Origin of the sequence: Candidatus Villigracilis proximus, from assembly GCF_016717045.1 — a bacterium.
In the GTDB taxonomy this organism is placed as follows: domain Bacteria; phylum Chloroflexota; class Anaerolineae; order Anaerolineales; family Villigracilaceae; genus Villigracilis; species Villigracilis proximus.
Genome location: NZ_JADJUO010000005.1, coordinates 106,029 through 119,690, shown reverse-complemented (window position 1 = coordinate 119,690; position 13,662 = coordinate 106,029). Strand labels below are relative to the sequence as shown.

Below are 13,662 nucleotides of genomic sequence, written 5' to 3'. Positions count from 1 at the left end.
TCGCCGGTGTTGAGACCCGAGCGGACATCTGTGATGGTTTTGGCAGTGGCTACTTCATTGTCAATGATCTTCTGAGTTGTGGCTTCAAGGTTGACGAGCAACTGCATGACATTTTTGGGGATGATGGGCAAATTTCTGAGAATGGAAGCAGCACATCCAAAATTTGATTCGCGGTACGGGCATACTTAACGGTGAGTGTGTGAAGTGAGCCGATGGAGCTGGTCAGCTCGATGGCGATTTCCTGAATCGAGTCGATCATCTCTTTGTTCTGCTCAATGATCTTGGTGATGTCATTGATCGAACCTGTGAGCTTGTCTGAAAATTTAACGAAGGATGTGGCTTTGGCGGGCATGGCGCCGGCTTTGGCTGTGGCTTTGATCGGTACGGGCATGGGAAATCTCCTGTTACAAAGTAGGGTTGTTTGACTGCAAATTTAGGCCAACTATACAATACTTCGATTCTAAAAACAACCTTATTGACAAACCCGGTCATCTCGTATATTCTGAGTCATCTTAATTACAAGGAGAATATCTCATGAGCGAATTGGTTCAACTTGGTTCTGTAAACGGACATCTCGCAAAGCCTACAGGAAACGGCCCCTTCCCTGCTGTGATCGTCATTCAGGAGTGGTGGGGACTCGATGCGCAAACTGAATCCATCGCCGATCGTTTTGCACAGGAAGGCTATCTGGCGTTTGCGCCCGATCTTTATCACGGCGAACTCGCACAACTTGGCGATGGTGATACTGCGATGAAGCTCGTGCAAAAATACGCTCCCAATGCACACCTTGATCTGGAATCTCTTTTGACGCGCTCAAGGCTCACCCCGATTGCAATGGAAAGATCGGCAGTGTGGGCTTCTGTTTTGGCGGACGCATGTCACTCACCCTCGGTATGAGCCGGCCGGTGGATGCCATCTGCACATTTTATGGTGGCGGCATGCAAACCATCTTCGATCAACTGCGCACAAATCTTAAAGCGCCGGAGCTTGGATTTTTCGGTGATGCCGATGTTTCAATCCCAGCCGGCACTGTTGATGAGTTTGACAAACTGCTGGATGATGTAGGCGTGGAGCATGAAATTATCATGTATCCAAATTCAGGTCACGCCTTCTTCCGCGACAGCGACCCGAATGTTTATATTCCCGAAGCCTCAAAAGATGCGTGGGAACGGGCGAAGAAATTCTTTGCAAAGAATTTAAACTAATTCAGACGATAAACAATTGACCGTTGACGATGGATGCCCTCCCCCGTCAACGGTCTTCTTATTGACAAAACTTCATGCATCCTTTACCCTCGCTTCATGCATAACTTCAGCCTGCTTCAGCGTCAAGTCATTGAATCTCCCCTCAACATTCGACTCTTCGTCTCAGGCCGCGCCGGCACGGGCAAAACAACTGTCGGCGTGGAAAGGATGCGTTATCTGCTTGCGCAAGGTGTGCCAGCGGATACGATCCTCATGCTCACCCCCCAGCGGACAATGCAGGAGCCGTATCTCGAACTGCTCTACAGTCCCGAACGGCAGGCGGGCGGCGAAGTAACATCCGCCACGATCGGCGCCCTTGCCCAACGCCTGTGCGACCTGTTCTGGCCGATCGCCGCCGAAGCGGCAGGATTTAAGAATCCAGATCAGCCGCCAGTATTTCTCACACTTGAAACCGCGCAATATTACATGGCGCATCTGGTGCGGCCATTATTGGATCAGGGATACTTCCAATCACTGACCATTGACCGCAACCGTTTATATTCCCAGGTTCTCGATAACCTAAACAAGGCCGCAGTCGTCGGTTTTCCATATACAGAGATCGGCTCACGCATGGATACCGCCTGGTTTGGCGACCCTGTTCAACGCCGCATTTATCAGGATGCGCAGGATTGCGCGACTCTCTTCCGTGAATATTGTCTTGATCACAACCTGCTTGATTTCTCTCTTCAACACGAGATATTCACCAATATCCTCTGGCCGCAAGCGCCGGTGCAGGATTATCTTAAGCGTACGTACCGCCATCTGATCTACGACAACGTGGAAGAAGACGGGGCACGCTCGCACGATCTGATGCACGAATGGCTCGCGGACTTTGACTCTGCCCTGCTGATCTACGACACTGAAGCGGGGTATCGCTACTTCCTCGGAGGCGATGCAGTTACCGGTTACGCCCTGAGCGAGTATTGCGATGAGCGAGTCGAGTTCACAGAGAGTTTCGTCTCCACTGAAAATATCATCCAGCTTTCTGATAAGTTGGTCTCTGCCATTACGCATCACGAACCTGAAGATACAAATCCAAATGAAGCAATGGAATTTATTCTGGCGCGGTATTACCCTGAAATGCTGGACAAGATCGTGGCGAGGATCAAGTCACTGATCGAAGATGACGGCATTCCCCCATCCGAGATCGTGGTGCTCGCGCCCTTCCTTTCTGACGCGCTGCGTTTCTCGATCACAAATCGTTTGGAACAGGCAGGCGTTCCGTGGCGTTCGCATCGTCCGTCACGGTCATTGCGTGATGAGCCGGCCAGTAAAACATTGCTCACACTTTCCGCGCTGGCACATCCGCAATGGGATGCGCAGCCTTCAAAATTTGACATGACTCACGCCCTGATGTTCGCGCTGGATACAGACCTGATCCGCGCACAATTATTGACCGAGGTAGTCTATCGTCAGCGTGATCTTCGGCTTTCGCCTTTTGAAGAGATCAAACCTGAAATGCAGGAACGCATCACTTACCTGCTCGGTGAAAAATATACAACCCTGCGTAACTGGTTGAATGATTATCGTGAAGCAGCGCAGCAGCCATTTGATTATTTCCTGCGAAAACTTTTCGGCGAAGTGCTCTCACAACCCGGATATGGATTCCACCACAACATGGACTCTGTCCGCATTGCGGCGAGTTTGATCGAATCGATCAAGAAATTCCGCAACGCGTTGGATATTGCCAATCAGGCCGGCTTTGATCTGGGGCGCGAATACATCACCATGCTGGAAGATGGCGTGATCGCCGCTCAATATTTGGAATCGTGGCGCAGTGAAAACAAAGAGACTGTGCTGATCACACCGGCGCACACTTTCTTAATGATGAACCGTCCCGCCACAATCCAGTTCTGGCTTGACCCCGGTTCCAGCGGATGGGTGCAACGCCTCTTGCAGCCGTTGACTCAGCCTTACGTTTTGTCACGTCATTGGGAGGCCGGCCGCATGTGGATGGATACCGATGAAGTCAACGCTGAGACTGAATCACTCGCCCGCTTAACCAGCGGACTCTTAAGCCGCTGCCGTGAAAAAATATTCCTCGCGCTGGCCGATCTAAGCGAAACCGGTTTTGAGCAGCGCGGCTCATTATTAAGAGCATTCCAAAAAGTGATGCAATATCAGGAGTACGAATGAGCCTGATCCAGAAAGGTTTATTGTTGTTTTTACAATGAAAGAAATTTATGCCCTATTTCAAACTCTACTATCATTTTATTTGGAGCACAAAAGATCGTCAGCCATTTATTGATCTGGTAATTGAACCGGAAATATATCGAGCCATCACCGCCAAAGCACAAGACATGGAAGGATTTGTCCATGCCATTGGCGGAGTCGAAGACCATGTTCATCTTGCTGTATCCATTCCACCTAAAATTGCTCCGGCAACATTTATTGGGGAGGTAAAAGGGAACAGCTCGCATTTTGTAAATCATGTCCTCAAACCCGATTTTGAATTTTACTGGCAGGAAGAATATGGGGTACTTTCTTTTGGAGAGAAAAATCTTTCAGCAGTGATACGATATATTCAGAATCAAAAACAACATCACGCGGATCGGACGTTGATCGCAGAGATGGAACGAATGGATGAAATGTAGATTGCGCAGATGTTTGGTATTGGTTGACATTATCCGCACGGACGTTAACGTCCGTGCTACGCCTGCGAAGGCGGCGCTGCCGCCTAGTCCGCGGTAGCGGGCTTTGTATGAATAGCACGGTGATTTATCACCGTGCGGGTTCAACGGGTAGAATCAATCCATCGAAACAGGAAAATATCAAAGAGCAAAACACCTCACCTGAAAACGAATCCTGTCCATTGAATTTATCACGCTCATTCACCACACGGACGTTAACGTCCGTGCTACGCCTACGAAGGCGGCGTTGCCGCCTGATAGCAGATACACAGAGTAAAATCAATTTATCGAAACAGAAAATTACTGACACCTGAAACCAAATGACAATCACCTTCAACCCCCGACCCTCCCAACAAAACATCCTCCGCTACAATGGCGGGCGGCTTGGTATTGCCGCTGTGCCCGGTGCCGGCAAGACGCATATTCTCTCGGCGCTTGCGGCGCAGATCATCCGTGACAATCAATTGCAGGACGGGCAGGAAGTGCTCATCGTCACGCTGGTTAATTCGGCGGTGGATAATTTCGAAGCGCGCATCAAACGTTTTTTCGAGAATCCCATTCAGGCGCTTTATAAATATCGTGTGCGCACCTTGCACGGCCTCGCGCATGACATCGTCCGCGAGAAACCGGCGAGCGTGGGGCTTGAAGCGCAATTCAGCATCATTGATGAACGCGAAGCGGAATTCATCCGCCGTGAGTCGGTGAATGCCTGGCTGGCGGCGCATCCTGATTTTCTGGATGACTACCTCGACCCCGCGCTGGATACTTCCAAACGGGATTGGATACGACGTCAGCAGCTGCCCAATTTGGTGGACTCTCTGGCCCTGGCATTTATCCGCTCTGCGAAAGACCGCCTCTTGACTCCCGATCGCCTGCGACTCAAACTAGACGCATCTTTCGCCCCGTTGCCGCTCGCTGAACTCGGCTGGAGCATCTATGCAGACTATCAACGTGCTCTCGCCTATCGCGGCGCCGTAGACTTTGACGATTTGATCCGTTTGGCGTTGACCTTGCTCCAGAACGACGAAGAATATCTGGAGCGTTTGCGTTTTCGTTATCCATTTATTTTAGAAGATGAAGCACAGGATTCAAGCCGAACGCAGCAGGAGATTTTGTCTTTGTTAAGCGGCGGCCCTTCGACTACGCTCCTCGAAGATCGCTCGTCGCTTCGCTCAGGATGGGTAAGAGTCGGCGACCCAAATCAGGCCATCTTTGAAACGTTCACAACCGCTGACCCTGACCTATTGCGTGATTTTATAAAAAGCAATCCCAATGCAGATATGCCCGAGTCGGGCAGGTCACAGCCGGCGGTGATCGCGCTGGCGAATCATTTGATCGATTGGGTGATGACATCACACCCTGATCCGAACGTACGCACTGCACTATCACTCCCCCACATTGAACCGGTGCCTGCGGGCTATGAACCTGTTAATCCGCCGGATAATTCTGAAGGGATTAAGTTCATCAGCAAAAAGTTCACACCTGAAGAAGAATTGGAAGCGGTGGTGAAATCAGTGAAAGGATATTTAGATACGTTCGCTGATGCGCTGCATGAAGAAAAGCCAACCATCGCGATCCTTGTCCCGCGCAATCAACGCGGCGTGGAAGTGGTTGACTCACTGCGCAAACGCGGAGTGGAAGCCATCGAGTTGATCTCGTCCACGCAGAGCACGCGGGCGGCGGCGGGATCGTTGAATCATTTATTGTCATATCTGGCAGACCCACAGTCAGCACGGAAGTTGTCGAAGGCGTATGAAGTTTTTAGAAGGGATTGGAGAGGGCAGGCATCAGGTGATCAGGAAGCGGGGAGTGGGGGAGGCGATCCTGAGTTAATGAAAACCGTTGCCGATCTTTTACGGCGTTTGGTTCATGTGGAAAAATTCATCGCGCCGAGTCAGGCCGATGACTGGCTGTCAGCTATCGGTGAGAGCGAAGCGTTTGAAGTCATCGAAGAGTTGAGAGAATTTCGAGTCAATGTCCAGAGATGGCTGCAGTCGGTCACACTTCCAATTGATCAATTGGTGTTGACGCTGGCACAGGATGTTTTCAGCGCGGCGCCTGATCTGGCGCTGGCGCATAAACTGGCGCTGGTGCTGCGGACTGCGTCTAACGATCACGCGGACTGGCGCCTGCCGGAGTTGACTTCTGAGCTGGCGGTGATCGCCAAGAACGAGCGGCGCTTCATCGGTTTCTCGTCGGATGATTCGGGCTTTGACCCTGACCGGCATCGCGGCAAGGTGGTGGTGACGACGATGCACAAGGCGAAGGGCATGGAGTGGGACCGCGTGTATATGATGTCGGTCAATAATTATGACTTCCCATCGAATATGCCGAATGATAATTTTATTTCTGAAAAATGGTTCGTGCGGACTTCGACACACTCAGCCAACGCGCGATTAAATCTCGAAGCCGAGGCGCTTGCACAGTTGACCGCACTCGAGTCAACGAGTGAATATGACGCCTACGAAGAAGGCACAGCGACTCTGCAATCACGGCTGGGCTATGTGAAGGAACGTCTGCGCTTGTTGTATGTGGGCATCACGCGCGCGAAAAAAGATTTGATCGTGACCTGGAATTCAGGCCGTCAGGGTGATGCAACGCCGAGTCTGGCGTTGAGTGAGTTGATGGGATGGTGGGAGGGACAAGGATGAAAGCAGGTAAAGTAACAGGAGGTATTTAATGTCCAAAAAAGAAGAATGGAGGAAGTTATTGGAAAACAAAATTAAAAAACGTAAAGAATATATAAAAAATGTAAAAGAGCTAGTTGAAGTAGCATCTGAGGCTGAAGAGCAGAACAAGGAAGATGAAGCAAAGTTATTCTTTGTTGAAAATATGCCAGAATCAATACTAGCTGAAAGAGGACAACCACTATTTCTTTTTGAACAGTACGATGAAGAACAATTAAATACATACCTGCCTGGTTTGTCTAAAATTAACGCTGATGCAAGAAAGTACATACTTACATCTGGAACCACTGACTCGTCTGCCTATGCAGAAATTGTTGAAACCTACCGAGTCTCCAAGGAAGTATTGGCACCATACACTACAACTTTTACTACATTGGAATCAAAATCCATTGAGGAAGTTAGCATAGTCTTTTCAGACTTAGCAAAAGAAAAAGCTAAGAAGGAAAACCTGCCTCCACGCTTAAATAAAATTAATGAAAACTTAGGAGATATGTTTACCATCGCACTCCAAAACTACAATAAGACCAAAATTGGCCTCGGGATGGTACATCAATCTGCTATGGATTTAAGAGTAGTATTACAACAACTATGGGGTGGTCTAGTCGCTTTGGCAAGAAAAAAAGACTCTGCTCAAACTAAAAGACACAGATTCGAGATGGCAAAACAGGGAGATAGAATATTTATCGTCGAGTGCCTCATAGTCGAGGATGTAGAGAAAAAGAAACTGATATCATCTTTGGATATCTTAGCAAAAGCTTTACTCCAATTTTCAGATGGTGACTTTGGCAAAAATCTATTAGGTGACGATAAAGAAAAGCTAAATAATCTTTACAATCTTTGGGTTTTGAGCATTAATATTGCAAACTCAATTGTTCCGAGCATAGAACTTCAAGAATAAGAGAAAAAAAAGAGGCGATGCCGAGTCTAACAATGTTCGCTTGATGAAGTACGGAGAAAGTTTGTCAGGTTAAATTGTACACTTATTACTTGGATTTTGCGAGTTAAGAAGGGTATAGAGTTGACATAAATTTCTCGTTTTACTGTGGCCAGGGCTGGTTAGGAGAAGCGGAATGGAACCAAGTCAGACTTCAAACGATAACCCACGACAAGCAATATTATTAGATTTATCTCTTTTTATTCTCGATCTACTTGACACAACTAAAATAAAAGAAAACGCATCCATCCATGGCTATGTCCTTGAAGTTCCAAGTGCTCTGGTGCAAATGCTTCGAGATTCCAGGGTGGGCAGCCCAATATTATTTTTGTTTATATATTCCTTGTTAGTGAAAATTATTCAGAATAATAAAGGGAAGCCAATTACTGACCCACGAATAGCAAGGTTACTTAATAGTGTTGACTACCAAGTGAGAGGGGAAGCTTGGAAAATTACCCAAAAGATCTTTGAAGAATTTTCCTCACTTATTGATATTGCGCCAAAAGCTACCCTTCCAGAAGATTTGAATGAACCAGAATACAAATACAAGAATGATGGTTCGAATTATCCAATTAGAAGGTACGATTTTATTGGTTCATTTTCACGATTGGAACAATTACAATTACAGCAAACATATACTCGTGGAGCTTAATCTTCCTGAACACCCTCTTTACGATCAGTACTTCTCTCAGATATACCATGCCAAACCATTGGAGCAACAGATGCACCCCTCCCCGTCGTAAATCTGTATCTTTAGACGGCGAAACTTTTAAGATCATTTCAGACTGGAAAGGGCATGTAGGTCTTCACGAGAAATCAGACAGCAAACTCATACAAGACAACAGGAATTTTCTCGAATGGTTCATATCGACTTATATAAAAAAGGAGTTGGAAGGTATATTTTTTGATGCGACATTGGAACTTTCTGTAGCAGGTGTTTTGACAGGTTCTTTAGCTGGATTCGGCATAAGCCTTGTTACATTAACTGGAGGAACAATAATTGGGGCTATCAGAGAGGCTCCTCCAGAAATAATAGACCCTAGCTGGAAGCCTGTTCTTGTTGGTTTTGTTGCCTTAGTAATGTTTGCATGCATAATCGTTTTGGCTAGACCCGTATGGATGTTGACGAAAGAAACGCCCACTCCATTAAGCACGCCATCATCTACATCACCGCCTGTTGTACTATTGCAGGGCACAACTCCCTCTATTACATTAACTGTTCCCATATCTCAAGTAGCATCTACCCAGATTCTTGTTATTGAAACACCTTTTCCAATAAAGTCAACAACTATAGATAATTCTCCTAACTACTGTTTGTATGTAATTCAACCTAATGACACCTTGCAAAGTGTAGCTGCTTGGTTTGCCGTCTCAGAAAATGAAATTCGAAACAGTGACAGACTTATAAATTGGGGTGCTTTCACGACGCATCAAATGATACGAGTAAATACATCCTGTTGCAAATCAATTAGCAACAATGGTTTCTCCTATTCGGTACAAGCAGGTGATAATATTTTCAGGTTATCCGATAAATACTTTACAACGGCTGAAAAAATTGTCGCAGCTAACAACCTTGATAATTCTCATTACATCCAAGCGGGGCAAATGCTGTGTATTCCTTATCCATAAAAAAACGGTCTCGGGCGTAAGAACTCCGCTCGAAGCGGACTAGCCGACTAAAAGTCGGCTTTGTATTCGTAGCCGTGGGCTTTAGTCCACGGCGGGTGCGGTGAGAGAATGCGCTGGTTATGTCACATAAAAACGGTCTCGGGCGTAATGTCCACGAGACCGTTTTGCTTTCATGCTATAATGTCGGAAATTCGGAATTTCCGATTTTCTGGAGAAAACTATGACCACTGTTCAAATGCGAGGCAAAGGGTCAATCACCTTCCCTGCCAAATTACGCAACAAATACAAATTACAAGAAGGGGAAGTCTTTACTGTCATTGATTTGGGCGGCGGGTCTTTTTTACTTAAACCAAAGGTCTTGGAAGTAGATACCCTTTCCAGACGAATAGCAAAAAACTTAAAAGATGAAAATGTTGACATGGACGACCTGCTTGAAACGATCAGAGAAGAAAGAAAAAAGATATTTCAAGAAAAATATAGCAACGTCAAAACCTCTGGAAAGTAGTCAATGAAAAAGGTCAACATCTTTCTTGACAGCAGTGCTTTAATTGCCGGCATTATTTCTGAGACAGGCGCGGCTCATGTGTTACTTCAACTTGGCGAAACCGAAGATATTATCTTAATCATCAGCGAAATGGTAGTTAATGAGACAAAACGCTCCAATAGCCAGAAAATCTCCTGACAATTTGGATGATGTACAAAAGAAATTAAAAATCAAGAGCCCGGATCGTGCCAGATCCTTCAGAAGAAGAAGTGCAAGCAAATTTATACTTGATGGATGATCCCAATGACGTTCCTATTCTGCTTGCCGCAATAACAGCAAAAGTGGATTACCTTGCGACACACGATCATAAGCATTTTCTTGAGGACCCGAAAGTTGCCGAAAGATCGGGACTCAAGATTGGAACACCAGGCGATGTCCTTGCCTGGATAAGAGAAAATTTAAGTACATAATATCTAGAGCGCCCGTCTTTTCCCGCGATGAAACCCGCCCAGACGTTAACGTCTAGGCCACTCCTGCGAAGTCCGCTTCGAGCGGACTAGCCGACTGAAAGTCGGCTTTATATTTGTAGCCGTGGGCTTTAGTCCGCGGCGGGGGCGGTGAGAGAATACGTTGGCAATGTCACATAAAACGGTCTCGGGCGTAATGTCCACGAGACCGTTTTTTATTTGGGAGAGCAGGTAAAATCACATTAGGAGACTCTTACATGTCAATAAAAACAGCTTCCATCATCTCGTCCGTGGTTACGGCTCTTCTGGTGCTTGTGTCCGTGATCATTTTCGGGTTCGGGGGAATTGTCCTGCTTAACGGCTTCATGAATGCGGATGTTGCAGTGAATACAGGGTTTGCCTGTCTGGGCATCACGCTGATCCTTTGTCCCATCCTCGCCTGGGTGCTTGCCAAGACCATCATCTCCAAATTCCATTGGAACAATATTTTGGCAGTGTTTGTTTCGGTCTTTGTCTCAACCCTCCTTGGCACTGGACTGAGCTTTACGTCAATGTTCATCATGATAATTGTGGCCGAAGCTTCGTTACGTTCGTAGAGAAAGTTTTTATATCCGTATCAACTTCAACTACTTCCCTCTTGGAAACAAATTCAGCCGAGATGATCTTGTTTGAATTTTTTAGATAATATACCGTGTATTCATCGCCCTGAATTAAGACGTTGCCAATTTTAGGGTCCACTAAAAATCGGCGGTTTCCGATGTACAGATCATAGCGCGTACTGGTTGTGTGCGTGCTGGAATTTTGCGATTGCACCTTTATAATGTTGACCCGCCCTGTCTCGCTTGCAAGCCCCAGCTCCATATAGGCGGCTGGCGGCAAAAATACCATTCCCATCAAACCATACATCGCAGGCCACACAAGCCCAAAGCCAATCCCAAAGCCAATTCGTAATCCCATGCTGGATGCGGGAACGAACCATATCCCCACCGCGATCAATACTCCGATTGCCGCTAAAAAGAACATGAAATAAGCAAAGCGGGTTCTTCCTTTTCGGTCTGCGTTCAATTCCGCTATGATCCTGATCTTTTGCTTTTCCGTGAGAGAACCGCCACGATTTACGGTTATGTCTGCTTCGTCAAACTTAAAATATTCCTTTAGCTTTTCATCTTCCACACAGCACCTCTTTTTCAAAATTTATATTATTTTATGGTTAGGTGCTGAGTTATCAAATGGTACATTGGTTTCCAGCATACATGGTTAGGGAAGAAATTGATGAGGTTATCAATAAGGTCATTTTTTACTTATCCCCTGTATAGTCATCAAACGCTTTAGGAGATAAAAAAGATGAAAAGTAACACTTGCTCAAAATGCAGATCAACTCAAATATATAGAAGTATCGATGAAACCTGGGCTGGGAATGGAACAACAGTCAAAGCGCCGGGCGAAAAAGTCACTGAAGTATTCGCAACGGAAGCTTATCTTTGCCTCGACTGCAGCCATCTTGAAATTTATGTAAAGGAAACATCCGCAGCGTCCTTTGGCACAGGCAAACCGCTGACTGAGTCAACTCAAGCAAGTGACAATTGAAAAAAAGTGTAACTGCAAGATATAACAACAGCCCCATGGACCGGTCTTAATCACCATGTCCACGGGGCTGTTTGTTTTAGCGGGAAATTACTTTACGGGAGTCAGAACGATCACCGGGATCACGCGTGTGGTCTTGCGGCGATATTCGTCAAAACCGGGCATGACCTCGATCATTTTTTCATACAAGCGGGTCCGCTCCGGTTCTTCAGCCACAGAAGCGCGGACTTGAATTTTCTCCGTACCAACTTCAACGGTCACCAGCGGATTGGCAACCACGTTGTAATACCAATCAGGATGGGTCGGCGCCCCGGCCTTGGAGGCGATCACCGCCAGACGGTCACCATCTCTGATGCAGGCCACGGGATTAATCCGCTCCTGCTGACTCTTTGCGCCTGTTGTGTGCAAAAGAAGCAGAGTCTTGCCTTCAAAATTTCCGCCCACCCAGCCTTCGTTTGCTCGAAATTCTTCAATTACTTTTTGATTCCAATCATTTACTTCGCTCATATTAATCTCCTTTTCCATATAGGTTTTTGATGCTATCAAAACGCACACTCTTACCGATTTTGAAAATTAACGTTCTTCAAAAGCAGAAAGAGATCAAGGGCCAATAAGTAAAAAGCAATTCCCGGCCAGCGTCAGCAAAACAATGTTGATGAGATCATTCTTGTTTTTAAATTAGCGTAAGTTATCGCCTACAAAGGCACAAGATTACATGTAAAATTGCATTCTTATTCAAAAAAACTTATCGGTATCAAACAGGAGATACAAGGTGTTTAAGTCCAAACGCAGACCGATCGTAATACCGCAAGCAGAACATCTCAGGCTAGTGGGAACACTGGCAATGTTATGGGGCAATGCCGATTTTGATTTTCCACCCGTTGAGCGAAATTCCATGATGATGGGTATGGGATTACATGACCGCGGCTATGGACTATTGGATAATTCTCCGATTGGGGGGATGAGCAAAGAAGAATGGAATGCAATTACGCGGCGCAGTTTTTATACCCAATACTCAGATATCGTTGCAGATACAATCGCCAAATACCATGTGAGACGGTTGTCCAGTCACGACGAATCGAGTGAACGCAAAGCAATGACCGCCGAATTTTCACAGGCGATTGACAAACAACTGCGGCAGCATCATCTTTCCAAAGAATTATTTGACCGTATGGATCGCATTACAGATTTTTGCGACCAGATCTCCTTCGATTTTTGTTTTGATGTACCGGCTTCAGATTCCGTCTCACTCTTTCCACGGAATGATAAAGACGAGGAAGTTTCCGTCAAATATTCCGTGGACGATGGCATCATCCATGCTGCTCCCTGGCCTTTTTCGGTTGACAACTACGAGGGCTATTTGATCGCTTATCAATTGGATGGATATCCCGAACGACTCGATCCGTCCATTCTGCCCTATCGGCTGCAAAAACTATAAAACAAAACGGCCTCGAACCGGTCTTAAGAAAGACCATGTTAACGAGGCCGTTTTGTTGCGGAAAAATATTTTTTAGGAAGCCAGCAAAACTGTTTCAGCAGATTCAAGATGAGAATAACTGGGGATGATGGCCGGGATGCCCGTGATTTCAAGGACACTCTGCACTTCAGGGGTGGGACTTAAGAGCACCATTTTCCCGCCGCGATTGGTGACAGATTTCGCAGTCAACACCAGCAGACGAATGCCAATGGAGGCGAGAAAATCCACCTGCGATAAATCCACGATCACACGGACCTTGTCACCGGAGCAGTAGCCCGCAAACTTATTTTCGATTTCACTTGCGCCGATGATGTCCAATTTACCGTTAAGCTTGATCAAATTAATGCCATTGTCCAGTTCACTGTAATGCATTTCCATATTTATCACCTGTGTTTTGAGAATGCGGCAATTATATTAAATTCAAGAGGTTTTCATATTAACAACAGGTTATCGTTTTCCATATGAATACTGGATACTAAAGCCGGCAAAACGCGCTTAATAATCCATATAATTTCTCCGCAGCTCT

General features: G+C 46.3%; 17 protein-coding genes. 13 read left to right on the top strand and 4 right to left on the bottom strand.

Translation table 11 applies throughout. From position 1 onward, the window contains the following. Positions 1-49: 49 nt before the first annotated feature. Complete coding sequence (locus IPL71_RS06945) at positions 50-391, bottom strand: hypothetical protein (protein WP_345320174.1); 342 nt, start codon at positions 389-391, stop codon at positions 50-52. A gap of 143 nt (positions 392-534) precedes the next feature. Here IPL71_RS06945 and IPL71_RS06940 point away from each other — a divergent pair, with 143 nt between their 5' ends. The 12 genes from IPL71_RS06940 to IPL71_RS06885 all read left to right on the top strand — a co-directional run bounded on the left by IPL71_RS06940 (position 535) and on the right by IPL71_RS06885 (position 10,671). Next, positions 535-897: a dienelactone hydrolase family protein gene (locus IPL71_RS06940; RefSeq protein ID WP_345320172.1), complete on the top strand. Its 363-nt coding sequence runs from the start codon at positions 535-537 to the stop codon at positions 895-897. Then, positions 852-1,205, top strand: coding sequence for a dienelactone hydrolase family protein (locus tag IPL71_RS06935; protein WP_345320170.1), 354 nt, complete (start codon positions 852-854; stop codon positions 1,203-1,205). The genes IPL71_RS06940 and IPL71_RS06935 overlap by 46 nt, the downstream gene beginning before the upstream one ends. A gap of 96 nt (positions 1,206-1,301) precedes the next feature. Beyond that, positions 1,302-3,380, top strand: coding sequence for a UvrD-helicase domain-containing protein (locus IPL71_RS06930; RefSeq protein WP_345320168.1), 2,079 nt, complete (start codon positions 1,302-1,304; stop codon positions 3,378-3,380). Positions 3,381-3,427: 47 nt separating this feature from the next. Then, positions 3,428-3,838, top strand: coding sequence for an IS200/IS605 family transposase (tnpA, locus tag IPL71_RS06925; protein ID WP_345320166.1), 411 nt, complete (start codon positions 3,428-3,430; stop codon positions 3,836-3,838). Positions 3,839-4,194: 356 nt separating this feature from the next. Beyond that, a complete protein-coding gene (locus IPL71_RS06920; RefSeq protein ID WP_345320164.1) occupies positions 4,195-6,525 on the top strand; it encodes an ATP-dependent helicase in 2,331 nt (776 codons plus the stop codon). A 28-nt stretch (positions 6,526-6,553) separates the two neighbouring features. Further along, positions 6,554-7,459 carry a hypothetical protein gene (locus IPL71_RS06915; protein WP_345320162.1) on the top strand — a complete coding sequence of 302 codons (906 nt, stop codon included), beginning with the start codon at positions 6,554-6,556 and terminating at the stop codon, positions 7,457-7,459. 172 nt (positions 7,460-7,631) lie between these two features. After that, positions 7,632-8,147: a hypothetical protein gene (locus IPL71_RS06910; protein WP_345320160.1), complete on the top strand. Its 516-nt coding sequence runs from the start codon at positions 7,632-7,634 to the stop codon at positions 8,145-8,147. 47 nt (positions 8,148-8,194) lie between these two features. After that, on the top strand, positions 8,195-9,124 hold the full coding sequence (locus tag IPL71_RS06905) for a LysM peptidoglycan-binding domain-containing protein (protein WP_345320158.1): 930 nt from the start codon (positions 8,195-8,197) through the stop codon (positions 9,122-9,124). A 220-nt stretch (positions 9,125-9,344) separates the two neighbouring features. Then, positions 9,345-9,629 (top strand): AbrB/MazE/SpoVT family DNA-binding domain-containing protein, encoded by a 285-nt coding sequence (locus tag IPL71_RS06900; protein ID WP_345320156.1) that lies wholly within the window; start codon positions 9,345-9,347, stop codon positions 9,627-9,629. A gap of 3 nt (positions 9,630-9,632) precedes the next feature. Next, positions 9,633-9,806: a PIN domain-containing protein gene (locus IPL71_RS06895; RefSeq protein ID WP_345320154.1), complete on the top strand. Its 174-nt coding sequence runs from the start codon at positions 9,633-9,635 to the stop codon at positions 9,804-9,806. Between the two features lie 47 nt (positions 9,807-9,853). Further along, complete coding sequence (locus IPL71_RS06890) at positions 9,854-10,078, top strand: PIN domain-containing protein (protein WP_345320152.1); 225 nt, start codon at positions 9,854-9,856, stop codon at positions 10,076-10,078. Between the two features lie 254 nt (positions 10,079-10,332). Further along, positions 10,333-10,671 carry a hypothetical protein gene (locus tag IPL71_RS06885; RefSeq protein WP_345320150.1) on the top strand — a complete coding sequence of 113 codons (339 nt, stop codon included), beginning with the start codon at positions 10,333-10,335 and terminating at the stop codon, positions 10,669-10,671. On the opposite strand, the gene IPL71_RS06880 is transcribed toward IPL71_RS06885, so the two are convergent. Beyond that, entirely contained in the window at positions 10,634-11,248 is a 615-nt protein-coding gene (locus IPL71_RS06880; protein WP_345320148.1) for a hypothetical protein, read from the bottom strand. The two genes, IPL71_RS06885 and IPL71_RS06880, sit on opposite strands and share 38 nt — an antisense overlap. Before the next feature lie 501 nt (positions 11,249-11,749). Next, a complete protein-coding gene (locus IPL71_RS06875; protein WP_345320146.1) occupies positions 11,750-12,166 on the bottom strand; it encodes a nitroreductase family deazaflavin-dependent oxidoreductase in 417 nt (138 codons plus the stop codon). Between the two features lie 265 nt (positions 12,167-12,431). On the opposite strand from IPL71_RS06875, the gene IPL71_RS06870 reads away from it, so the two are divergent. Next, positions 12,432-13,097, top strand: coding sequence for a DUF3891 family protein (locus IPL71_RS06870; protein WP_345320144.1), 666 nt, complete (start codon positions 12,432-12,434; stop codon positions 13,095-13,097). 72 nt (positions 13,098-13,169) lie between these two features. Here the strand turns inward: IPL71_RS06870 and IPL71_RS06865 are convergent, their stop codons facing one another. Beyond that, positions 13,170-13,514: an STAS domain-containing protein gene (locus IPL71_RS06865; protein WP_345320142.1), complete on the bottom strand. Its 345-nt coding sequence runs from the start codon at positions 13,512-13,514 to the stop codon at positions 13,170-13,172. Between the last annotated feature and the right edge of the window lie 148 nt (positions 13,515-13,662).